The sequence below is a fragment of the Oribacterium sp. P9 genome (genome assembly GCF_046365365.1).
In the GTDB taxonomy this organism is placed as follows: Bacteria; Bacillota; Clostridia; order Lachnospirales; family Lachnospiraceae; genus Oribacterium.
Window position 1 is genome coordinate 122,502 of the sequence record NZ_JBKEIS010000002.1, and the last position, 24,389, is coordinate 146,890.

The window sequence follows — 24,389 nt, forward strand, 5'->3', positions numbered from 1 at the left end:
TCTTCAGTATGTAGCGAACAGAAAAACCACCGTACAGCCTGCGTAAGGCTTGTACGGTGGTTTCTTTTATTTACGGCTATCATGACAGGTGAAGTAAATCACCTGGTGGTCACGGGCGATGGCCTCGAGGAAGCGCATGCCGCCCTCGACCTTCGGCGGATCGAGGTTGATGAACGGGTCATCGAGGAGGATGAACGGCTTCTCCTCCTTATACATGGCGTCAATGAAGGCCATGCGCCGCGCGAGCTCCACGAGGTTCCGGTAGCCGGCAGAAAGAAGCTCCGTATTACGTGCCTCCCCTTCTGCGAGGAGATGCACGTTAAAATCCGCATCCATGCGGAACGGAATCGCCGACGGCGAGGAGACGACCGCTTCACTGCCTGCTGCTGTGTCCGTCAGCGAAGACGTCACGTGTGCTGTCCCGTTGCCAGCAGGCGCATCCATTCGCGCTACCGTTCCGCCCGGGGTAGTCACCAGCGCTTCGTCCGAGGCATTGGACAGGATACAGTAGTACTTCGTGAACGCATCCATCATCGGGTCCATGTACTGCTTCGTGAAGTCGTTCCGTGCCTTCGTGAGGTGGTCGCGGACGAGCGTCAGCAGATGGTGGCGCTGCTCCATCGCCGCGAGATCCTCGAGGGCCTGCTGTGCATGCCGCTCCATCTCGTACAGCTCCTCAAGTCTGCGCTCCGCTGTTTCCTGTTCAGCGGACAGCTGCTGGATACGGGCCTCGAGCGCTTCGAGCTGTGCCCGCAGCGTCTGCATCTGCTGGCTCAGCGCTGCGAGACTCTCCGCTGCCTCCGCCGGTCTCTGGATGGCGCGCAGCTTTTCCATATCATGGCTCTGCTCGAAGGCCTCCTGCGCCTGCTGCCGCTTCGAAAGCTCGATAGCGATCGTTCGGATATCCGTAAGCCGGCTGTAGCTGAGCATGTCCGTGCCGAGCCGGCGAAGCAGGGCTGCCCGGTTCGGGTGTCTTCGGTCAATGTCATCGCCGTCGACATCCTCCCCCTCCGCCGCGGTGGGATCATCCGCAGCGGCACTGTAGTCCATCTCCGGATAGAAACGGCCCAGAAAGCGGTTCAGCTCCTGGTTCAGGTGCTCGAGCTCCACACGCATATTCTGCAGCGCGGCCATGCGCTCCTGATCATCACTCCTCGTTCCTGTGCTTTTCACGAAGCGAGCGGCAGACAGCAGCAGCGCAAGCGCTCCGAGACCGAGCAGCACGACACTCGGCATGATGTTTCCGCCGAAATGAAGAAGACAGTACACACCGAGGAGCAGCAGAAGGAGGGACAGCAGCAGTCCGGCGAAGGCGCGTGTCTGCTGTGTACTCTTCTTCGGCGATACCTTCCGTCTCCGACGGCCGCCCTGCTGCTCGAGGCCGGCGATGCGATCTGCCAGCCAGGCGATGCGACCGAGATGCTTCTCCGCGCCGCGCATCTCGGCTTCCGATGGGAGTCCGCTTCGGAAGGTCTCCTGAAGACGCCGCAGCGCCCGCTGCAGCTGCTGTGCCCGCTGCTCTCCGCTCAGCGTATCGAAGGAAGCACCGAGGTAACGCCGCTCCTGCTCCAGGAGCCGTGTCAGGCTGTCGCTGCGATCCGCGCACAGGCGGTCATACTCCATCCGGTCGCGGATCGCGTCCTGCTGCTGACTCTGCTGGACCAGTCGCCGGTTCGTGCTTTCCAGCACCGACTGCAGGCGCTGCTTCGTTTCGCGCACCTGGTGGAGTGCGGCCGCCCCCTCGACCGCCTGCTGCTCTTCCGCTTCCCTGCCGGCACAGCCGTTCTTCAGCTCCTCGAGCTCCAGACGTTTCTTAAAAATCGCACCCGTCCGCCGCGCCGGTGAGAGTGCATTGATCTCATCCTTCAGCTGCTCCAGCACCGCTGCATAACGGTTCATATCCTCCGGATCCTCTGAGACATTACCGATACGCGCATTGATCTCCGAGGTCACGCCGGTTTCGAGCGCCTGCTGTCCGATGAAGCAGGTACGCCGGAAGGAGGTCTCATCTATGCGGAAGAGCTCCTCCCCGATGCGCTCACTGTAGTCCTTCGACGGCAGATTCGTCTCCGCATCGTAAAGCATGAACTGGTCCTGCCCCTTCCGCTCGCCGAAGTGTCGTGTGATGCGGTAGCACCTTCCGTCGTCGAGCGCGAAGCAGAGCGAGCCGCCGAAGCTGCCGCCCTGCCATGGACGGTATTTCTTCCGCTCATTGTCGCTGTCCTGCGCCTTCCGCTCACCGGACAGTCCATAGAACATGACCCGGATAAAGGCCGCCAGCGTCGACTTCCCGAAGCCGTTCTCCCGGAGGAAGACATTGAGCCCGTCCTGGAAATCAAGCTCCAGATTCTGCAGCTTTCCGAAATTTTCGATTTGACAGTTCAGTAATCTCATCTACAAATCCTTCGATTCTCTCTTTCTTTACTGGGCAGCGCGCCTCGGAAGCGCCGCCCGATCCGTCCCGTTCTGCCACGGCCCCCACTCACAGCAGCTCCTCGCCCCGCAGCAGCCGGAGACCTGCTTCGATCACCGCCGCCTTCGTCTGCTCGTCGAGCGTCGCATCCGCCTCGACCGAGTGGACGAACGCGCCCTTCAGCGATTTATCATGCTGATACATCGACGGGTCGATGAAACGCCGTGTCTCATCCACGACCCGAAGGAAGTAAAACATCGGTGCAAGCTGCGTACGGATGAAGTCGAGGCTAAGCTCCACATCCATCGCAAGCGCGCCGCGAAGCTCCAGCTTCACGAGGTCCTGCGCGCGCATGCGCACCCCGGCCCCCGCCTGAAGGATCGCCTCGACGCGTTCCGCCGGGATCTCCGCGATCGCCGGATCCGCACTCGGCGTCCCGGAAAGCAGTGACAGCAGGGCACGCGCACGCCGCACGATCGCCATCGACGAGTCAAGCCCCTGCACCTCCAGCGGCACCGTCCAGAGGTGGCGCGTACTGATATCCACGAGCTGACGCCGGAGCTGATGTGTCGCCTCATCGACCTCGAGCAGGACGAAGCCATGCCGCGTACACTCATCGAAGCCACGCCCCTCGAGGCAGCCCGGATAGCACCAGCTTCCGCGCCCGTCGAGGCTTCCCTCCTGGTACTGATGCACATGTCCGAGCGCCAGATAATCGATGGCCTGATGCGCATAGTCCGCGAGACGGATCGTCTCGGTCGACGCACTGTCCTGCGCTGTGCCTTCGCTGACCTGCCCATGGAGGAGGACAATGTTTACATCGGCCTCCTCAAGGCGCAGGGTCTTCGCCGCCAGCTCGTTCAGGGTGCCGGATTCCGTAAACTCTCGGCCGGCGATCACGAGATGATCTGACAGCCGGTACTTCCGCCAGGTGTCCTGGAAGGTATAGAGATTCTCTGGCAGACTCTCCGCCTGGTTCAGAAAGCTGTCCGTGTCATGATTTCCTTTTAAATAGAAAAACGCGATTTCCGGGTGGGTACGTACGCTCTCGAGGACGGCATGCGCCGTCGTCCGGCTCACGGCCGGCCGGTCGAAGAGGTCGCCGGCGATGAGGATCGCGCGCACCTGATGCTGCTCCGCGTACGCGACGAGGCGGAGCCAGGTGCCGAGCAGCTCCTGCCGCCGCTCCCGGGCTGCCGCATCCCCGAGATGCGTACTCATCCGGCTGTCGAGATGCAGGTCTGCACAGTGAATCAGTTTCATAAAAAAACTCCTCTGAAAAGAGAATAATCCGTCAAACAAATGTACGTGACTATTCTAGCATTTCAGAGGAGTGAACTCAATCAGTATTCTACGTTTCATCCGGGGTGCTGCTGTTCAGACGTAGCTCGGCGAACGACAACCGGAAGCACAGTACTCCGAGACCGGTGAAATCTAAGCCGGGGCCCCCGTATCCCAGGTTTACGAGATGTATCCGCCGACCTTCATCTTGCGGAGGCTGCTGTGGTGGATGTGCAACAGGAGCGCGAAGATGCCATATACAAAGACAAGCGTGATAAAGGCACCCACCAGCTGATTATGTCCGGCGAGCAGCATCAGGCAGAGATAAGCCGCCAGGATCGAGAGGACGAAGCCTATGAACTTAAAGCGGTTCGTCCGAAGGTGCTCTTTCGCATAACGCTCGGTCGCCAGCAGGCACAGATAGTAGACGAGCAGCATACTGGTCATCCACATGGTCTTCGGAAGAAGCGGCACCAGCGGGCGAGCGAGGAGCTCGAGCGCGATGGTCGTCGAATTGATCGCGAGGATCATGATGACGTGGATCGCGAGGAAGCCGAGGCCGGAGGTCTTTCTGTGGTGGTCGAGGACATTGTCATTAAAAAAGCCGTAGCTCAGGAACATGCCGATGACGATCAGGAAGGAAATGATGTTCAGAAGCACATTCTTCCCCGCCTCGAAGAAGCTGGCGATGCCGATGATCATCTCACCGAAGGTCAGGATCACGAGCAGCAGATTTCGCTCGGCGAGATGCGGGAAGTCGCACGGTCTCGCCTTATAGGCGCGGAACTCACTGGCCTTTGCGACATAGCCGTAAATCAGCGCAAGCGGCGAGAGCACGACGCCGGTGGTTTCATGCACCGGGATCGACACGAGGATGATGCCGCACTCGATGAGATGATGGACGACATTCGCCCCGAGTATCCTCCGGTCGATGTCATCGAGATGCGGGGCGAAACGCAGCTTATCCCAGCTTCGATACGCGAGGTTCAGCATGATCAGTGCCCAGGCTCCGTGGTAGCGGATATAATGATCGAGCCAGTGGTGGTTCGAGCCGCTCGCCATGTAGTACAGGAGATACATATTAGTGAAGATACTGATGTAATCCCGGAGGGCTTTCCGGCCGTAACGGTTGAAAAACATCGTGGTAAACATCCAGACCTGCATGACGACCGCGGTCAGGAAAAGGAAGGTCTGGATCGCACTCATCGGCGGGAAGGAGTGCTCATAGGCATGAAACAGTGCGTTGATCGTACGGAGGCTGTACACGAAGATGAGGTCGAAAAAGAGCTCGACGTACTCGACCTTCTTTTCGACGATGCCGGCGACGGCCTCCTCGCTTTCGTGATTCACGCGGGACCAGATGCGGTAGAGCAAGGAGTTTTCGGCGTTCGGGCCCAGCCCCTCCGCTGCCTGTAATGCTTCATTCTCTGCTTCACCGACGACCTTATTAAAGTATTCGCGTCGGGCATGCTCCTGTTCGTCGATATCGTCGCTCGTGGTGCGGACGAAAAATTCAGACGGTCGACGAATCCGTCCGTCATCGATATTCTCTGTGCGTTCGCCATCGGTATCTACGCCCGGAAGGGATACCACTTCCTCGTAGTTCTCATCGTAATGATCTGCCATGGTGGACTCTCCTTTAATTGTGCTCAATATAAAAAAATTATACAAAAAAAGAGCGTCATGTACATACATGGCGCCCGATGTTTTTGAATTTGTTCAATAAGCAGAATCACAGGATCTGTTATAATCCGACGTCTCCCTTCGCGGTCAGTATCGCGGAAGGGATTCCGGTCCCGGAAACTGCTGAAATCACAGGATCTGTTATAATCCTCAGATTTCCTTGCCGGTCAGCATAGTGTACGCTTCCTTGTAGAGGGCGATGGTCTTATCAACAACCTCCTGCGGAAGGGTTGCGTTGTTGTCCGGGTTTGCCTTCAGCCAGTTACGTACGAACTGCTTATCGAAGCTGGACTGTCCCTCACCCGGCTTGTACTGGTCGAGTCTCCAGAATCTGGAGCTGTCCGGTGTCAGTACCTCATCGGCGAGGAGCACATTACCCTCCTCATCGAGACCGAACTCGAACTTGGTGTCGGCGATGATGATGCCCTTCGAAAGCGCATAGTCTGCGCACTTCTTATATACAGCGATCGTTGCATCCTTGATCTTCGTCGCGATCTCCTCGCCTCTGCCAGGGAATGCCTTCTCGAGAACCACGATGGACTGCTCGAAATTGATGTTCTCATCGTGATCGCCGATCTCTGCCTTCGTCGACGGAGTGTAAAGCGGCTCAGGAAGCTTCGCGCACTCGACGAGGCCCTCCGGGAGCTTCATGCCGCAGATGGTGCCGTCCTTCTTGTAGTTCTCCCAGCCGGAACCAGTGATGTAGCCACGTACGATGCACTCGATCGGGATCATCTCGAGCTTCTTGCACAGTGTCGCTCTGCCCTCAAACTCCGGCTGCTGGAAAAACTCCGGCATATCCTTGTTCTCAACAGAGATCAGATCGTTCGGGATTACATCCTTCGTCAGATCGAACCAGAACTTCGACATCTGGGTCAGAACCTTACCCTTCTCTGTGATCTGGTTGTTCAGGATCACATCAAATGCGGAAATACGGTCGGTTGCGACCATGATGAGCTTGTCTCCGAGATCATAGATCTCACGAACCTTGCCTTCCTTCACTGGCTTAAAATCTGTCATCTTTACCCTCCATATGAAATTGAACGTAGTAAATCATTAACCACCGCATTTTAGTATAATGGAATTTTCACAAAGCACAATAGGGGAAATGCACAGAATCACATACTTTTATATGTACGGGTTATGGCAGTGTCTGGATAATAAATTAACGCTTTACAGCGTCCGTCATGAGTGTATAATGGAGGCCATTGCGTGCACTGATGGACCTATAGTAAAGAAAAGAGACAAGTATGAAGTATGTAAAAGAAATCATGTGGATCATCGCATTCACCTTTCTCGGTGAACTGCTGAACACGCTCCTGCCCCTTCCGGTTCCGGCGGGTGTGTATGGTATGATCCTGCTGCTGATCGCACTGGTGACCGGGATCGTGAAGCTTCCGGAGGTCGAGGGCGCGGGTAATTTCCTGCTCGACACCATGACCATGATGTTCATTCCGGCGGCGGTCGGCATCATGAGTGCCATCGATATCCTGCTCCCGGTGCTCCTGCCGTACCTCGTGATCATCGTCGTGTCGACGGTGCTCGTCATGATCGTCACGGGCCTGACCGCCACCGCGATTCTTCGGCGCAGTGAGTCGAAGGAGGATCAGGCTGCAGAGGACGCCGAGCTTTCACTCGAGCCGCACGAGACTTTCGGCATCGGTCGCCGGACGCTCAGTCCGAACGGTGAGATCGATGGTGCGAACGGCTACCGTGAGATCCTGCACGAGAAGGAAGTGCAGCGCCACGCGTCACAGGCGGAGGCCAATGCTTCCGGCGCTGCACAGATAACTTCCGCGGAAGCGGAGCGAAAGGAGAAGGCATGATGATGAAGGAAGCACTGCAGAGCTCTGGCTATTTCGGTTTAATCTTAAGTATCTTCTTATTTCTGCTGGCCGTCCGGCTGAAGGCGAAGTTCCGTGTCGCCATCCTGAATCCGCTGCTGGTGTCGACGATCATGGTCATCGCGGTGCTGGTGATCTTTCAGATTCCATATGAGGATTACAAGGCGAGTGCGAATCTGCTCAGCTACCTGCTGACACCGGCGACGGTCTGTCTCGCGATTCCGATGTACAAGCAGCTCCGGCTGCTGAAGGATAATCTGGTGGCGGTGCTGGCAGCGATCACCGCCGGCACGCTATGCTCGATTCTCAGCATTCTCATCATGGGAAAGCTGTTCGGACTGACAGCGGAGCACATCGCCACCCTACTGCCGAAGTCGATCACGACGGCGATCGGCATGGGTGTCTCAGAGGAGGCGGGCGGTATCGTCACGCTGACCGTGGCGGCGATCATCATCACGGGCATCCTCGGCAATATGATCGCAGAGCTGGTCTTCCGGCTTTTCCATATCGATCATCCGATCGCGCGGGGGCTCGCGCTCGGTACCTCGGCACATGCGGTCGGTACCGCGAAGGCGTTGGAGCTCGGTGAGATCGAGGGCGCCATGGGTTCCATCAGTATCTGTGTGGCGGGAATCCTCACCGTGGTGCTGGTGCCGCTCGTGATGAACGTAGCATAACAAAAAAACTCTCTACCTTACGGTAGAGAGTTTTTTTATGTTCAAAGTCAGGAATTAACGCTGTACACGTGCGCCTGCGCCGCCCATGATGGCTTCTACTTCCTTCTTGGTAGCCATGGTGGTGTCACCCGGAGTGGTCATCGCGAGTGCGCCGTGAGCTGCACCGTAGTTTACAGCCTTCTCCGCATCACCGGTAGTCATGAGGCCATATACGAGGCCGGATGCGAAGGAGTCGCCGCCGCCGACACGATCCATGATCTCGAGGCCCTTGTAATCCGCTGCCTTGTATATCTCGCCGTCTGCCCAGCAGAGTGCGGACCAGTCGTTTACGGTTGCAGTGTGAACGGTACGAAGCGTCGTTGCAACTGCCTTGAAGTTCGGGTAGGTCTTTACAGCCTCGTTGATCATCTTCTTGTAGCCGTCGATATTGAGCTCCTTCAGAGACTCGTCCTGGCCCTCGATCTGGAAGCCGAGGCAAGCGGTGAAGTCTTCCTCGTTACCGATCATAACGTCAACGTACTGAGCAATCTCCTTATTTACCTCCTGCGCCTTTGCCTGGCCGCCGATTGCGGACCACATGGAAGGACGGTAGTTGAGGTCATAGGAAACGATGGTGCCATACTTCTTCGCAGCCTTGATCGCAGCGATTGCGGTCTCGGAAGCCTGCTCAGAAAGAGCTGCATAGATTCCGCCGGTGTGGAGCCAGCGAACGCCGAGCTCACCGAAGATGTAATCGAAATCAAAATCAGCCGGTGTAGCCTTGGAAATAGCGGTGTTTGCACGGTCGGAGCAGCCCTTTGCACCACGGATACCGAAGCCTCTCTCTGTGAAGTTCAGTCCGTTTCTGCATACACGGCCGATTCCGTCGGTGTCCATCCACTTTACGAGGGATGTATCCACACCACCCTGCATCATGAAGTCCTCAACCAGGTGACCGACCTCATTGTCTGCAAGTGCAGTAAGAACAGCGGTCTTTAAACCGAAGCACTTACGAAGTCCGCGGATAACGTTGTACTCTCCGCCGCCTTCCCATGCACGGAAGGATCTGGCAGTTCTAATTCTGCCCTCACCTGGATCCAGACGAAGCATAACCTCGCCCAGAGAAACCGCATCAAATGCACACTCATTTGCTGGTCTTAAATTTAAATCCATAACTTCCTCCATTTAAAACTGTCTGCACTATGCCGACAGAACCTAACTGGTTTACCTGAAAGCGCAGTACCATTTGTAAGCGTTTTCAAAACATTTAAAGTATAGCACAGCCTCTTTTAAGTCATCAAGCATATTGTACTAAATTCAGAACTATTTTCGGTCCAGCCCCTGCTCTCATTTCGAAGCCGCTGAAGCACCTCCGGGAGCTCGGAGATTTCGTGGATCACGGCCTTCGGGTTCGCGACGGTGCCGAAGCCGTAGCTCGCATAGATAAAGCGGATGCCGGCCTGCGCGGCGCCAGCCTCGTCCATTGCGGTATCGCCGACGTAGACACAGCTCTCCTTCAGAAGGCCATTTCGCTCCATCAGAAGCCGGATGTTGCTGCCCTTTTTCTTTCCGGTTCGTCCATAGCACTCGAAGTCCTGCACATCGCCCTCGACCTCTACCGGTCCCAGGATCCAGCCGGCATCCTCGATGAGGGTCTCGATGTAGCCGTCCTGACAGTTCGACACGATGTACACGCGGTAGCCCTCCTCATGGAGACGCTCGATCGTCTCCATGCAGCCCGGATAGAAATCTCCGCTGTGGGCACGAAGGTACTGGTCCTCGTTCTCCATGCAGTCCTGCATGATCAGCGCCCGCAGCTCCTCCGAGATATCCGGCAGCATCATGCAGCTGATTTCATACATCGTGTGTCCCATATAGCGGTACATATCGTCCACCGTGATCTTCACGTCCTTTGTTTCCGGATGACGGTCCAGCACCTCCTGCCAGGCAGCCGTCACCTGACGCGCCGAGTCCCATAAGGTGCCATCCACATCGAATATCACATTTCTGATCATGCTCTTATCTCCATCTTTCTTTCTGACCGGCGCAGGACCGGGATACCGATTTTTCGGCATCGTTCTGCACTTTCTGAAGTGTAGCAGAAGTCTCCGTATTCGAAAAGTCAAATTTGAATTCTGTGTTCATAGTCCGTTCATATTTGAACCTGAATGTTAACAGAATGTTCACGTGCCCCACATACTTTGTTCACCATTGACTTATATATTATAACCAAGATAACAAATAAGTTATCGATTTAAAAAGATTTTTTTCATAATACTCGGGCAGGGATCGAAGGATCACCTGCCCTCCTCCCTTTTATGGGGGATTTTTTTATTTACAGAAAAATCACACGTTAAAAATTCAGCCGGAGAAACTCAGATCGCCGAAGACGAACGAATCGAAAACAGGACCATGCAGAAGCCCGGCAAAACTGCGCCGGAGGCCTCTGTATGGTCCTGTTTTGATTTTCATGTTTTCAGTGCAGGGTTTCTTTTACTTCTCTTTTCTCTGTCATATCTCATCTTCCGATGATTTCTTCAAGCTGGAAATCGCCTCACCGGTTTCTTCGGCAGCCCCCTCCTTCAGAGAGCCATCCATATTGATATCCTCGAGAATCGGGTGCACATCACCGTCGTGGCTGTGATCCTCCTTCGGCATGAACTTGAGAAAGATATGCTCGAACATCGTGGAGTTGATCCAGGCGATCAGTGCGAAGCCCATCAGCATCAGAAACGCGGACAGCCATGGTATATAAAATAAGAGAATATACCATACCAGCAGAATCACGACATCACAGATCAGCATCGAAATCGTGGATCCGAGATAGCGGATCGACATCAGGATGGCATTCAGGATGGTGTTCTTCGTCGTATTTTCGAAACGGCTTAAGACCGGCCATACATACAGGAAGACGAAGCTCCAGACGATGATCATGGCGAGCACGACCGCCTGCAGGAAGAACTTCACCGTACCAGAGCCGGCCATCAGCTGTCCGAAGAACCAGAAATCGAAGCCCAGCACCGCAGCGATCAGCAGCATCGGGATCCAGATGATCGTCGCCTGTCTGAAATTCTGCTTAAACGAGCGGAAGAACATCCGAAAATCACCGTAATCCTCATTACGAACATACTTCAGCGTGCAGTAGTACAGCGCCGTCGTGGACGCACCGATCGTCACGACCGGAATCGAGCAGACGAGCCACAGAAGGTTCAGCACGATCATATCGCCAAGCCGCCCCATGAAACGCCAGATCGGATTATCATAATTAAAAAAGCTCTGTAACATCATGTCCCCCTGTTAAAATAATCTCAAATCATATTCAACAGAATTCTAGCATATTCCACCATACACATTCAACGTCTCACGCCAAAACATCTCAAGCATTCAGACACAGAGGGCCATCCAAATGTCTAGTTTATCTCCTCCAGATACGCCTTCGCGTCCTTCAGGAACGCGGCGGTGATCAGGACGATGACGGCACCGATCGGGAAGGCCGCGATGATGCTGACGGACTGAAGGTTCGCCATAGAGCTGTCCGAGAAGACGAGGGCGACCGGAAGCAGGATGAGCAGCACCGACCAGAGTGCCTTGATCCAGTCCTGCGGCTCCTCGTCCTTTCCGAGCTTTTTATAGCTGTACTGGGAAGCGACCAGGGCGATGGAATCGAAGGAGGTCGCATAGAAGGCGATCATCGTCACGATGAGCAGCACGAGCACCGCCTTCGCGAGCGGCAGCTGCTGAATGATGGCGATGATGGTGGTGTACAGGTTCTGCGTCTCATCATAAAGCGCGACGATGTCGAAGCGACCAGCCATCTGAAGCCCCAGTCCATAATTCCCGAGCACGATGAAGCTTACGAAGGTGCTGCCCATGCCGAAGACATAGCCGCCGAGAATCGTCGAGCGGATGGTGCGGCCACGGGAAATCGATCCGATGAAGAACGGCGCGGCTACGCACCATACCATCCAGTATGCCCAGTAGAAAATCGTCCAGTTCTGCGCGAAGCCGGTGCTTCTCGTCGGATCCGTATAGGTCGCGAGGCCGAGGAAGTTCTGCGCGAGACGCCCCATCGCGGAGAAACCGGTCTCGAGGATGAAGCGCGCTTCTCCGCCGCAGACGAGCACGTAGAGAAGTAAGCCATAAAAACAGTAGGTGCAGACATTGGCGAGCAGAGAGACACCGAGCATACCACGCATGACCGCGCAGGTGTAGAGCACGCAGGTCGCGAGCAGAATCGCGATCGTGATGGTACGATCCGGGAGATCGATGCCGAGGAGCGTCTTCAGCGCTTCACTGAGGAGTGGCGTAGCGACGGAAAAGGTGGTTGCGGTGCCGGCCAGGAGTGCAAACACGGCGAGGAGGTCGATGAAACGGCCCGGCAGACGGTCGGTGTACTTCCCGAGGATCGGACGGCAGGCTTCCGAATACTTCTGGCGCGTCCGCTTCCGCACATGCAGCATGAAGCCGAAGGCCACCGCGAGCACGAGGTAGAAGCCCCACGGAATCGGGCCCCAGTGGAACAGCGTGAAGGTGCTGGCCCAGTCCATACGGCTGCCCATCTCCACGGTGTGCGGGTCCTCCCAGTAGAGGATCCACTCGCAGAAGGAGTAGAACAGGATGTCGGCAGCGAGCCCCGCCGTGAACATCATGGCCCCCCACTGGAAGAAGCTGTACTTCGGCTTCTCATCCGGCGCACCGAGCACGATGCGACCATAGCGTGAGAGCGCGATGTAGAGCGACATCACGGCCGTTCCGAGGCCAATCAGGAGATAGTACAGCCCGAAGCTGTCCCCCAGGAAGGTCCGGATACTGCCGAGCACGGCATTGGACGCGTCCGGCAGAAGGAAAAACAGCAGTGCCAGCACCACGATGAGCACAAACGGCACCAGCGTGATCATCCAGTCGATGCGACTCCGGTCCGCCTCTATCTGTTTGAATTTTTCATTCCCGCCTTGCTTCATGTTCATTTTCTCCTTATTTCAAAATGTTTTGAACAATATAGCACCGGCGATCCCACGCGTCAAGCAAATTCTGTGCAAGTCCGAGGAATCATGCTAGAATAGGATAACAGTTCAGGCAGAGAGGACCCGGAGGGGCAGCTTGCATGAACGGTTACAGAATAGGATCATACCGCTGGAAAGGACCGCACGAACATGCTTTTAAATAAAGAAAAAACGCCGGCCATCAACTATAAGGAAGACTGGCCGACGCACTACTATGACATCAAGGATATCGATACCCGTGAGAAGATTCTGACGGAGATGCTCGAGGACAATGCAGGCGACCGGAACGATCGCCGCCGTCTCGAGCTTCTTCGCAAGCGCTACCCGGCGAACGAGCGCGCGGGTGCGAAGCGAAAGGATGCCTTCGTCGCGGCCTGGATGGGGCTCCTCATCGATGGCCGCCTCGGTACGAACTTTCTGAACCGGAAGAAGCGCGCGCGTGATATCCGACAGTACTTCACCACGCTCTGCGTGCTGGATGAGGAGGTCGATGAAGTTCTCCTCGAGGAGTGGCGCCAGTTCGCCCGCTTCTGGATCGAGAGCTGTGCCGGCGACCGGAGCTACGACTCGACCGCCTTCGGCCTCTTCCGCCTCGGCGATGAACGCCTCGGAAAGAAAATCGCCGCTGAGATCCACGAAGTCACCAGCACCATCCCGGCCCGCTTCGGCCTCGCGGAAGAGCTCCGCGCCTTCCGTCGCGTTATGAAGGAAACCTACATCGCGATGGTCGACCACGGCGACCGCTACTGGGCCGACGTCACCGGTGACAGAGATTGAAAGAGGCCACGGTCACTTGAATTCCAGCACATTATCCCGCGTCACCTTCTCATACGGCAGACGGATATACTTGTCGCCGACGAGCGGAAGGTCCCGCAGCGGCTCCTCCAGGGCCAGGTGGTGTGCCAGCTGAAAGATGGCCGCTGCCTGGCCTTCGGCGTCGTTATAGATCGTCGCTTCGAGCTTCCCGTCGCATACCGCACTGAGCCCCGCCTCCGTGCCATCGATGCCAAAGATCAGCGGCCGCTGCGCCTTCGGAAGATCACTCGCCTCGAAGGCATCGATCGCACCGAGGGCCATCTCATCATTATTCGCGAGCACCAGCTCGATATCCGCCCCATACTGCCGGATGATTTTATCCATCTGGGTTTTCGCCTGCGCACGGTTCCAGTTTGCGATCGCATACGTAAGACGATCCAGCTTCACACCGAGCTCCAGCATCCGATTGACGGAGCTCTCCGAGCGGGCGATGGCATCCTGGTGTCCAGCCTCCCCCTCGAGCACGACATACTGAATCGCGCCGTCCCCATTCCGGTCCACCGTGCCGCTCTGGATCGCATCTACTGCCAGCTCCCCCTGCATCTTTCCAGAAACGAAGGCATCGGCCCCCACATAAAAGAGCTTATCCCAGCGCTGCAGATCATCCTCCACCAGCTCACGATTGAAAAAGATGATCGGCACATCCGCATCCCGTGCCGCATTGATGACCTCGGTCGGTGCCGTCCGGTCGACCAGATTGACACAGATCACATCGAAATTCGCTGCGATCATGTCGCGCACCTGTTCGTTCTGCTTCGTCTGGCTCTGCGAGGCATTATAGACCTCCAGCACGATATCCTGCTTTTCCTCCGCCTTCGCGCCCAGCACCTGATCATTCAGATCCTGCATCAGCTCCGCTACGAAGGCGTCGTACTGATCATAGACCGACACGCCGATTTTGATCTTTCCATCGGTTTTTCTGGCCGGCAGCTTCTGTCGCGTACCACAGCCGCAGAGAACCAGCATCACGACCAGCATCACCATGACTGCACTCCTGCGCCCTTTTTTCTTCTTCATACCATCCTCCCAGTTGTTTTCCATGACAGCGGCACCACTCACTGCACGATTGGAAACAGGATCCGCTGATTCTCATCCCGGAACAGATTATCCTGATGGACGACATTGAAGTCCTGTTCCCGATCCTCGAGCACCATCATCCGGTTTCGAAGCTTGGCCGCAAGATCCGTGAGACTCTGATAGCCCATGCTGAACTCGTTCGGGAGGATCATCGATGCGATGGTGCCGTTATCGATATAGTACGCGAGCTTCTCACTGCAGCCGGCACCATAGAGGGGCAGCTTTTTCGTCTCCGCCGTCGCCACATAGTCCACCGCCGCTTCGAGACTCGTATTATCGAGGCCGACGATCACCGCCGGTGTCACCCGCTCCATCGAGCGTTTCAGCTCCTGCTCGAGGAAACGGCTCTCCTCCACCGTCCAGACGATCTCCGGTTCCTTCGCACCCACGGCCTCCAGGAACCCCTTCAGTCGGTCCTGCATCGCATACTGCTGCTGGTTTCCGGCGATGATGCCGATCTTCATTCCCTTCAGACGGTCGCCGTAATCGATCACGAGCTCGTTTCCGATGGCCCGGCCGACCTCTACATTATCCGTCATCACCGTCGCATAGTTTCCGGAGATATCTGCATCCGCATCCACATTCGTGATGATAAACTCCACCGGCACACGGGCGATGATGTTCCGCACGATGTCCGCGGTGCCCATGCTGAGACAGAAATCCGTGATGATGCCATCCGCACCATCCGCGATTTCCTGATTGATCAGCGCGGTCTGTGTAAAGACATCATCGATGTAGTCGGTATAGACGTAGCTCAGGTCAATGTTGTTGTCCCTCGCTGCCTGTGTGAGCCCTGCCTTCAACGGCACCCAGCGATCCTGGGAGGAATCACTCACGATCACCGATACCTGATAGCGCTTCTCACCGGTGCCCCGCACCAGCATCACGGAGCAGAACAGGATGGTGACCACCAGCCCACCGATGATCGGCCATAAGAAGCTTCGATCCTCATGCATGCTGTTTTCCTCCTTCCGTTCTGCCTGCATCCTCCACCAGTACGTCTGTTATATCTGAGCTCTGCACATCTGAACGCGTCGCCGCTGCATCCTCGGTGTCGGCATTGCCCGCACTCGCAGTTTTCACATCCGCTGTTTTCCTGTCCGAAACAGCGGTCCTGTAGTGTCCGCTCTCCAGCAGCTTCTGGTTCTCCGGTGTATCCGGGATCGCCGGCAGATGGATCGTGATCGTCGTTCCCTCATCCGGCTCAGACGCGGCCATCAGCCCGTACTGTGCGCCGAAGCGGATCCGAATACGATTGTGGACGTTCACGAGTCCGACACCGGAGCCATGCTTCGGCACCCGCTGTCTCGATTCCTCATCGTCCTTCAGCAGATTTTCACACACCTCCGGTGGCATGCCATAGCCGTTGTCGCTCACTGCGATATAGATGTCGCCGACCGACATCGCCTGAATCATCTGCCTGTGTGCACGGTCGCCAGCATTGGCCTCTGTCGGATCCGGCTGCCGAGCCGTCCGAGCGGCCACCGGGCCCGACGCCGCATCGTACGTCTGCCCATGTGCTGCATCGCCTTCACCGCTCTTCTCGTTTTCTGTATCTGGGATCAGCCAGCCACGGATACGGATCTCGGCACCGTCATCTGGATCCATATCCCCAACGCCGTAATAGATGGCATTTTCGAGGATCGGCTGGATGATGAGCTTGACGCTGAGGTAGTCCCGGATGTTTTCATCGATGTCAAACACAACGGAGAAGTTATTCTTATAACGCACCTTCTGGATGTTCATATAGTTTTCCGCATGCTTCAGCTCCTGCGCAAGTGGAATGATGTTCTTTCCACGGCTCAGGCTGATACGGAAGAGGCTCGCAAGCTGGGTCACCATGAAGACCGCATCCTTGTTGTGCTCCCCCTCGATCATCCAGACGATGGAATCCAGGGTGTTGTAGAGGAAGTGCGGATTGATCTGCGACTGGAGGGCGTCCATCTCCGACTTTCGCTTCTCCTCCTGCTCGATCACGATGTCATCCATCAGCTGATTGATCCGTGTCATGGAGCTTCGAAGCGTCCGTCCGAGATGCTCGACCTCCTCGGAGCCGCCCACATAGATATCCTCCGGCACGACATCCCCGCCCTCCATCCGCTTGATGGAGCGGTTCAGCCGGTTCAGCGGCAGGGAGATCTGACGCGATACGATCTGATTCACGAAGATCATGACGAGGAGGGAGATCGATACGAGCAGGATCACGACGAAACGTAGGCTGGCCGCATCCACACCGTAGGCGCTGGCCGGGATCACGGCGATCATCTTCCAGCCGGTGTAGGAAACCGAGTTCAGCAGCACCTGGCGGCGTGTACCGAGGTAAAGCTCCTGATGATGGCCATCCTGGTAGTGCGCCTCGTTGATGTTGTTCTCTGTGAGAATCCCATAGTTGATCTGCATCTGCTTCGGATGATAGATGAGGCTGCCGCTCGAATCGGTCAGATAGATGTACTGACCGCTCGAATCCTGATTGATCCGCTCCATCATTCGATCGATGGTCGAGTAGTTCATATCGACGAGGAGGACGCCCATGGTCGGGGTACCGTTTTCATAGATTTCGACGGCGCGGCTCAGGGAGATGACCCAGCGATAGCGATAGGCCGGATCCAGGAAGAGATTTTCGACATGCGGGGTGGAGAAATGCAGATTATCGGTCTTTCGAAGCGCCTCGGTAAACCAGCTCTGGGTCGTCACATCGAGGTTTTCCTTTGTCGTGGCGATCGGCGAGGACGAAATCAGCCGGCCATCGGCGGTAAAGAGCGCCATACTGACGAGATGCTCGAGGTGTGCTTCATAGATGAGGTCCATCTCACGATCGATGCTGTCCGTGCTGAGATCTGCATTTTTGATGACATTATAGTATACCGCATCCGAGATGCGGCGCATATTGGCGAGGTAATCCTCGAGATTGATGACGGACTGCTGCACGATCTGCTCGGTGGATTCCACGGAGCTCGTCCGCATACGACGTGCAAACAGCTGATACAGGACCAGCCCCAGGATCATGAGCAGCACGAAGGAGATGATGGTGAAGGCCATCAGAATCGTTCCCTGGATGGTATGTGGGAGATAGCTTCGCTTCCCCTTTTTCCGGTTCTGCTTCGTCTCTGCCGGATGCTGTTTCTCCACTATGTCCTCCTGTATCTGCACATGGTTCTTTCTTATACGCAAGCAGAGAGGTGTCTGCAGGTTTTCTGCAAAGCACCTCTCCGTTCATCCACCATTAGGCAGGCGCGGTGCCGGCCTGCTGCTGTGCCTTATACTTCGACGGCGATACGCCGAATTTCTTTTTAAATGCATAGCTGAAGTAGTTCGGATCACTGTAGCCGACCGCTTCCGCGATCACATAGGTTTTTTCATTTTCGTCGAGCAGCATGTGGACTGCCCGGTCCATACGGATATCCGTGAGGTAGTTGATGAAGGTCTTTCCCGTTTCCCGCTTGAAGACGGTCGAGAAGTACGCCGCACTGATGCCGAGAAAATCACAGATGCTCTCGACACTCAGGTCCTTATCACTGTAATGCTCATGCACATAGGCCTCTGCCTTCGCCACGAAGGTACGCGTGCTGTCGCTGCGCGATACCCGGAGAAGCGCCTGCATCTTATGGGCGCTTTCCTTCATCCATGCACGCAGGGCCTCCAGATCAAGGTGCTGTACCTTCTGAAAGAGGTCCTCATCCTTTCCAAACACCGCCTCCATCGACAGATGATTCGCATTTATGAAGCGATGTCCCTCGGTCACGAGCTCCATCACGAAGAAGCGATACTCCTGCAGCGACGGATTGACCGGTGCCTCCGCGTCCAGAAACTGATCGATCTGACGATCGACTTCCTCCGGCGAACTCAGCTTGATGGCCTTGAACACCGGGTAGAAGCGGTCATCGCTGTCCTCGGACGGACTCTCCGCCGGCATCTCCTTCTGGGTCTCCGGCGCCACCTCCATGATGTTGATCGCCTGTCCGCGTCCATAGATGACGCGGTAGGACACGGCCTCCCGGGCACTCTCGTAGGCCTCCGGCAGGTTCAGAAGGTGATTGACCGCACGACCGATGCCGGCGGTGATGGTCGCGTTCGACACATGCTTACTGAGACGGCACAGCACCTGACAGTCATCCGTCAGCTTCGTCAGCGCGCCCGGCTGCTCGAGCTGCACGATCATCACCGTGTCGCCGAGGTAGGTGAAGAAGCGCGCATGCCACCTCGCGTCGAGGTGCTCCTCCCATAGCCGACGCACCGACATCGTGATCAGCAGCGGATTGATGCCCTCCGGCGCGAGTGAAATACTGTTGTGAAGGATCACTACACCGAAGTACGGACCGTCGAGACTGATCTGATAGTCCATCATATCGCGACTGAGCGAATTCGCCGGCTCGCGTCCCTCGATGAGCGCCGTGCAGAAATTCTCCTGCAGGATCGGCAGGCTCTCCATATAATAGTTTTTCAGCATGTTGATGTTCTGCTTCTCGTCGAACTCCTGATCCAGCGATGCGTGGATGCGCTCGAACACGGCACGCAGCTCGTCCGCATCGATCGGCTTCAGGATGTACTCCTCGGCCTCCAGACGGATGGCCTCCTTCGCATACTCGAACTGGTCGAAGCCGGAGAAGATGATGATCTTGATGGTCGGATACTGCTCCTTCAGACGCCGGCTGAGCTCGAGTCCATCCATGAACGGCATCTTGATGTCCGTCATCACGACGTCCGGCTGCTCCTCCTCGGCCATCTCCAGCGCTTCCAGTCCGTTGTGGGCATAGCCCTGTACCGTGAAGCCGAGCTTCTCCCAGTTCATCTTCCGGATGATCACCTGGATGACATCCTCCTCATCATCCACCAGCATCACTCTGTACTTGTTCAATGTAGACCTCCCTCTGCCATCACATCCTGTCCGCATCCCGGAAAGCGCATACCCTCCCGCATGCGAGCGAAGCATACCGAACCTTCGGCTGCGCCGTGTTTCACCGTCACAAGCTACTAAGCTCAGTCCTCCACCTTCTGATGATGGTCGAGATTTCCGTACTTGTCTTCGATTTTCTTAAAACGATAGAAGGTCACCGCGATGGACAGAATCATAAACAGAAGGCCCATCAGTCCATCATACTGGCTCACCACCTCCATCACGAAGATGCAGGCACCGAACATCAGCACGAGGATGCCCATCTCACGAGTATATGGGAGAAGATTCTCCTCCTTTACCTTTCCCCACTCCTTCGGACGGATAAAATCCGGATCGTGGAAGACCAGCAGCTTCACGGCGCAGTAGATCACCAGCACACCGAGTATGAGCTGCACACCGTGCTGGCTGAGGAAAAATGCGACCGGATCGTTCGTCACCGGATCCGAAGCCGTCTGTGCAAGCAGTGTCATGTTATATGTCATAGAAACCTCTCTTTTACTGTGTCAGGTCGTGGACAGACCCCGAACGTTTATCTTAAGAAAAATTTAATGGGGTCAGACCCCCTTACGAAATTCTTAAGGTCGATACAAAAATGGACTGTGGCATGCGCCACAGCCCATATTATAGACGATAGAAATCGTTCGCTCAATTACTTCTTCTGTACGTACTTTCTGATATCGAGAGAAATTGCGACGAAGATAACGATACCGATCGCGATGTACTGAGAGTTTGCATCGACACCGAGGAACTGAAGAGCGACCTTCAGGAGCTCGAGGACGGCAACACCGATGATGGCAGATGAAACCTTACCACGACCACCGGTTACAGATACACCACCGAGGGCGCAGGCTGCGATACCTTCCATCTCGTAGGAAAGACCCGTATTGATGGATGCACCACCGGCCTTTGCACCGAGCATGAAACCTGCCATGGCGAAGAATGCAGATGCCTTCGCATAGATGAGAACGAGGGTAAGCTTTACAGGAACACCAGCAACCTCTGCGGCCTGTGCATTGCCACCGATGGCATACATGTACTTACCATGACGGGTCATGTTATAGATGAACCAGGTGATCGCTGACATGGCGATGGCCATCCAGATCAGGAAGCTTAAGCCCAGGAAACGACCGGTCGAGAACATGGTGTAGCCGGTGATATATCCACCGAGCGGTGTAGCGCCGGTGTAGATCAGACCGAGGCCATAGATGATCTCCATCATCGCCAGTGTGGAAATGAATGGAGGAACACTCAGATAAGCGATAAACCATCCGGTGATGGCACCGAAGCATCCGCAGATGATCATGACGATCAGCAGTACCAGGAACGGATTCAGCGGTGTGATGTTTGCCAGGAAGCCCTCCTTAAAGAAACGGCCTGCATAATCCTGCTTCTGAAGAAGTGTACCGGCGATACATGCGCCGAAGCCGACCATACGTCCACCGGAAAGATCACATCCTCCGGTGATAACGCAGCCTGAAATACCGAGCGCGATAACCAGTCTGTAGGACATGTTTGCGAGGAGGTTCAGGAAGTTGTTGGCCGTTAAGAAGTTCTTCGTTGTCAATCCTGTGTAGATAACGAGGATGAACATAACGATGATAACACCGTTGTTAATGAGAAAATCCGTGATTTTCTTTTTCTGTGACTTTTGCATTTTATTTCCCCTTTATTCTATCGAATCAGAATCAGAACTGCGTTGCGAAGGACATTACCTTCTCCTGCGTCATATCTTCCTTCTGATCAATCTCACCTGTGATCTTACCATTACACATTACATATACACGATCGGCCATGCCGAGAAGCTCCGGCATTTCGGAGGAAATCATGATGATCGACTTGCCCTGATCGGCGAGCTGCTCCATGATCTCATAGATCTCGTGCTTGGCACCGACGTCGATACCTCTGGTCGGCTCATCCATGATCAGGATCTCCGGATCATTTGCGAGCCATCTCGATACGATAACCTTCTGCTGGTTACCACCGGAGAGGTTCTCGATATGCTGCTGCATACTCGGTGTCTTAATCGAAAGCTGCTTGATACTGTCATCTACGATCTTATTGATCGTCGGGTGATCCAGGATGAAGCCCGCCTTCAGGTGCTTGTTGTAAATGGAAATACCCGTATTATCCTTGATGGACAGGCATCCGAAGATACCATTACCACGACGGTCCTCGGTGATCATACCGAGACCTGCATCCATCGCGTCTCTCGAACGCTTGATCTTCACTTCCTTGCCATGCATTTTGATGGTTCCTGAAGCGAGATGACGGATACCGAAGAGACCCTCCATGAGCTCGGTTCTCTGTGCACCGACCAGTCCACCGAAACCGAGGATCTCACCCTTACGGATGTTGAAGCTGCAATTCTGGAAGGACTTCTCGTGAATAGAGGAAAGATGCTCTGCCTCGAGGATGACGTCGCCGATCTCATGTACGTGATCCGGATATACCTTCGTAAGCTCACGACCTACCATCTTCGCGATGATATCGTCGGTGCTCATCTCGGCTGCCGGCCAGGTACCGACATAGGTACCATCTCGCATGACCGTGATGTCGTCGGCGATCCGCTTGATCTCATCCATCTTATGAGAGATGTAGATCATCGCAACGCCCTTATCACGCAGCTGGTTCATAACCTTGAAGAGGAAATCTACTTCCTTATCAGAAAGCGAGGAGGTCGGCTCATCGAAGATGATGACTCTTGCCTCATGAGAAACCGCCTTCGCGATCTCGACCATCTGCATCTGTCCGATGGAAAGCGAGCCGAGCAGCGCCTTCGGATTATAGTCGAGGCCCAGCTCCTTCAGCCAGCGATCGGTCTCTTCAAACATCTTCTTGTGATCGATCACCTGTAAAGGACCATACTTATGTACCGGGAAACGTCCCATGTACATATTCTCCGCGATGTTACGTGCCGGTATCGGCTGCAGCTCCTGATGCACCATGGCAACACCCTTCGCCATCGCATCATCCGGGTCTGTAATCGTTGTCTTCTCGCCATCCAGGTAGATTTCACCCTCATCCATGTGATAGATACCGAAAAGGCACTTCATCAGTGTGGACTTTCCGGCACCATTTTCTCCCATGAGTGCGTGAACTGTACCCGGGCGAACAGCGAGGTTAGCGTGATCCAGCGCTTTTACACCGGGGAATGACTTACACACATTCCGTAATTCCAGTTTATACTCCGCCATTTTGCCCTCCAAGCATTAAATAATGGGTTTAAAAAACGGGTGGGGCGCAGCTCGTGCACCCGCACCCATTTCTATGTACTTCGTTAAATTCTTACGAACCTTTCGGATTAACCAAGAGATGCAAGAACGTCGTCAACGTTATCGGAGGTTACCTTTACGTAATCGCAGCCGATGTAGTGCTCATTGTCGCCGCCGGTGATGTACTTAACAGCTGCATCTGCTGCGGAATGAGACTGAGAAATGTGATCGTTGAATACAGTACCGGTCTGCTTGCCAGCCTTAACGTTGTCACAAGCCTCCTGAAGAGCATCAACACCTACAAGGTAAACATCCGTACCAACGGTCTCGCCTGCTGCCTCAATTGCCTGCAGAGCGCCGAGAGCCATCGCATCGTTGTTACAGAAAACAACCTCGATGTCCTTGCCGTGCTGTGCAAGAGAGTTTGCAACGAGAGACTGTGCCTGCGCCTGATCCCAGTTACCAACCTGATCGTCAAGCTGCTCAACCTCGATGCCGGCATCCTTCAGAGCCTTTACAGAGAACTCTGTTCTGTACTGAGCATCTACGTTCTCCGGGTCACCCTCGATCATGATGTAGGAAACCTTGCCATCGCCGTTGATATCACCGTGGTTGTCGAGGTCAGCGATGATCTCGCCCTGCATGGTTCCGGACTGACGAGCGTCACATCCTACGTAGCAAACCTTCATGTTCTCGTCTGCCCATCTCTGCTCTTCCTGAGCATCCGGCTCTCTGTTGATGTATACGAGCGGAATGTTTGCTGCGGTTACCATATCGGTGATGGTTGCTGCGGAAGAAGAGTTAACCGGGTTGATGATGAGACAGTCAACACCCTTGGTGATGAAGTTCTGAATCTGGTTGGTCTGTGTAGCCTGGTCGTTTGCACCATCCATGATCTCGATATTCTCTGCCTTGAAGCCGAGGGATACGAGATAGTTCTGAAGCTCATTTCTGAAAAGGGTCATGAAGTTATCAGAGAACTGATAGATACATACGCCGACCTTCTTATCGGAAAGATCCGCATCCGTTGCAGCTGCAGCTGCCTCTGTTGCTGCCTCAGAAGCTGCCTCTGTAGCGGCTGCAGTGGTCTCTGCCGCTGCTGCAGTCGTAGCTGCTGCAGTAGTCTCTGCCGGCTTCGAGCTGCCGCATCCTGCGAGCATCGAAACTGCCATTGCTGAAACGGTAAGTAAGCTAAGTGCCTTCTTCATAATAATCCAATCCTCCTATGATTGTTTATCCTGACGGGACTCCCCCGTCCTTTTGATCATATTATATGAAGATGTTATGGCTGATAGAATAGAGAATCCTTCTTTTCATCTTGAAAATTCTTTGATTTCTTTGTTTATTTTTTCTTAGATTTTCTTATTTTCTCGTTCTGGATTCATGCAATATGTGCTTAATTGCTTTGAAAGTCAGTGATTTCACAAAGTTCTTTCGTAAAAATCGCCATAACAGAACCCCGGAGGGCTGCCACTCGGAGTATTGCGCTTCCAGTGGCAACCCTCCGGGG

Annotated in this window: 19 protein-coding genes; 3 read left to right on the forward strand and 16 right to left on the reverse strand. The window is 55.0% G+C overall.

Annotation, left to right across the window (positions count from 1 at the left end; all coding sequences use genetic code 11):
- Positions 1 to 66: 66 nt before the first annotated feature.
- From ACK8P7_RS02790 to ACK8P7_RS02805, 4 genes are all read right to left on the reverse strand, one after another.
- A complete protein-coding gene (locus ACK8P7_RS02790; protein WP_410042707.1) occupies positions 67 to 2,394 on the reverse strand; it encodes an AAA family ATPase in 2,328 nt (775 codons plus the stop codon).
- An 88-nt stretch (positions 2,395 to 2,482) separates the two neighbouring features.
- On the reverse strand, positions 2,483 to 3,676 hold the full coding sequence (locus ACK8P7_RS02795) for an exonuclease SbcCD subunit D (protein ID WP_410042708.1): 1,194 nt from the start codon (positions 3,674 to 3,676) through the stop codon (positions 2,483 to 2,485).
- A 198-nt stretch (positions 3,677 to 3,874) separates the two neighbouring features.
- The gene (locus tag ACK8P7_RS02800) at positions 3,875 to 5,320 is read right to left on the reverse strand and encodes a low temperature requirement protein A (RefSeq protein WP_410042709.1); all 1,446 of its coding nucleotides are present in this window, start codon (positions 5,318 to 5,320) and stop codon (positions 3,875 to 3,877) included.
- A gap of 207 nt (positions 5,321 to 5,527) precedes the next feature.
- Positions 5,528 to 6,397, reverse strand: a complete 870-nt coding sequence (locus tag ACK8P7_RS02805; RefSeq protein WP_410042710.1) for a phosphoribosylaminoimidazolesuccinocarboxamide synthase — start codon at positions 6,395 to 6,397, stop codon at positions 5,528 to 5,530.
- A 230-nt stretch (positions 6,398 to 6,627) separates the two neighbouring features.
- Here ACK8P7_RS02805 and ACK8P7_RS02810 point away from each other — a divergent pair, with 230 nt between their 5' ends.
- Together ACK8P7_RS02810 and ACK8P7_RS02815 are read left to right on the forward strand one after the other, a co-directional pair.
- Positions 6,628 to 7,203: a CidA/LrgA family protein gene (locus ACK8P7_RS02810; RefSeq protein ID WP_410042711.1), complete on the forward strand. Its 576-nt coding sequence runs from the start codon at positions 6,628 to 6,630 to the stop codon at positions 7,201 to 7,203.
- A 2-nt stretch (positions 7,204 to 7,205) separates the two neighbouring features.
- Entirely contained in the window at positions 7,206 to 7,898 is a 693-nt protein-coding gene (locus ACK8P7_RS02815; protein ID WP_410042820.1) for an LrgB family protein, read from the forward strand.
- 54 nt (positions 7,899 to 7,952) lie between these two features.
- On the opposite strand, the gene ACK8P7_RS02820 is transcribed toward ACK8P7_RS02815, so the two are convergent.
- From ACK8P7_RS02820 to ACK8P7_RS02835, 4 genes are all read right to left on the reverse strand, one after another.
- Entirely contained in the window at positions 7,953 to 9,050 is a 1,098-nt protein-coding gene (locus tag ACK8P7_RS02820; RefSeq protein ID WP_410042712.1) for a sugar kinase, read from the reverse strand.
- Positions 9,051 to 9,166: 116 nt separating this feature from the next.
- Positions 9,167 to 9,892 (reverse strand): HAD family hydrolase, encoded by a 726-nt coding sequence (locus ACK8P7_RS02825; RefSeq protein ID WP_410042713.1) that lies wholly within the window; start codon positions 9,890 to 9,892, stop codon positions 9,167 to 9,169.
- A 496-nt stretch (positions 9,893 to 10,388) separates the two neighbouring features.
- Complete coding sequence (locus ACK8P7_RS02830) at positions 10,389 to 11,162, reverse strand: YesL family protein (RefSeq protein ID WP_410042714.1); 774 nt, start codon at positions 11,160 to 11,162, stop codon at positions 10,389 to 10,391.
- A 125-nt stretch (positions 11,163 to 11,287) separates the two neighbouring features.
- The gene (locus ACK8P7_RS02835) at positions 11,288 to 12,838 is read right to left on the reverse strand and encodes a BCCT family transporter (RefSeq protein ID WP_410042715.1); all 1,551 of its coding nucleotides are present in this window, start codon (positions 12,836 to 12,838) and stop codon (positions 11,288 to 11,290) included.
- 192 nt (positions 12,839 to 13,030) lie between these two features.
- On the opposite strand from ACK8P7_RS02835, the gene ACK8P7_RS02840 reads away from it, so the two are divergent.
- The gene (locus tag ACK8P7_RS02840) at positions 13,031 to 13,657 is read left to right on the forward strand and encodes a DUF6553 family protein (protein WP_410042716.1); all 627 of its coding nucleotides are present in this window, start codon (positions 13,031 to 13,033) and stop codon (positions 13,655 to 13,657) included.
- A gap of 12 nt (positions 13,658 to 13,669) precedes the next feature.
- Here the strand turns inward: ACK8P7_RS02840 and ACK8P7_RS02845 are convergent, their stop codons facing one another.
- From ACK8P7_RS02845 to ACK8P7_RS02880, 8 genes are all read right to left on the reverse strand, one after another.
- Positions 13,670 to 14,713, reverse strand: a complete 1,044-nt coding sequence (locus ACK8P7_RS02845; protein WP_410042717.1) for a galactose ABC transporter substrate-binding protein — start codon at positions 14,711 to 14,713, stop codon at positions 13,670 to 13,672.
- Positions 14,714 to 14,751: 38 nt separating this feature from the next.
- Complete coding sequence (locus ACK8P7_RS02850) at positions 14,752 to 15,729, reverse strand: sugar ABC transporter substrate-binding protein (protein WP_410042718.1); 978 nt, start codon at positions 15,727 to 15,729, stop codon at positions 14,752 to 14,754.
- On the reverse strand, positions 15,722 to 17,902 hold the full coding sequence (locus ACK8P7_RS02855) for a sensor histidine kinase (RefSeq protein ID WP_410042719.1): 2,181 nt from the start codon (positions 17,900 to 17,902) through the stop codon (positions 15,722 to 15,724). The genes ACK8P7_RS02850 and ACK8P7_RS02855 overlap by 8 nt, the downstream gene beginning before the upstream one ends.
- Positions 17,903 to 17,996: 94 nt before the next feature.
- A complete protein-coding gene (locus ACK8P7_RS02860) occupies positions 17,997 to 19,628 on the reverse strand; it encodes a response regulator (RefSeq protein WP_410042720.1) in 1,632 nt (543 codons plus the stop codon).
- A gap of 122 nt (positions 19,629 to 19,750) precedes the next feature.
- On the reverse strand, positions 19,751 to 20,149 hold the full coding sequence (locus tag ACK8P7_RS02865) for a hypothetical protein (protein WP_410042721.1): 399 nt from the start codon (positions 20,147 to 20,149) through the stop codon (positions 19,751 to 19,753).
- Positions 20,150 to 20,316: 167 nt separating this feature from the next.
- The gene (locus ACK8P7_RS02870; RefSeq protein ID WP_410042722.1) at positions 20,317 to 21,321 is read right to left on the reverse strand and encodes an ABC transporter permease subunit; all 1,005 of its coding nucleotides are present in this window, start codon (positions 21,319 to 21,321) and stop codon (positions 20,317 to 20,319) included.
- A gap of 31 nt (positions 21,322 to 21,352) precedes the next feature.
- Entirely contained in the window at positions 21,353 to 22,861 is a 1,509-nt protein-coding gene (locus ACK8P7_RS02875; RefSeq protein ID WP_410042723.1) for a sugar ABC transporter ATP-binding protein, read from the reverse strand.
- A gap of 107 nt (positions 22,862 to 22,968) precedes the next feature.
- Entirely contained in the window at positions 22,969 to 24,087 is a 1,119-nt protein-coding gene (locus tag ACK8P7_RS02880) for a galactose ABC transporter substrate-binding protein (protein WP_410042724.1), read from the reverse strand.
- Between the last annotated feature and the right edge of the window lie 302 nt (positions 24,088 to 24,389).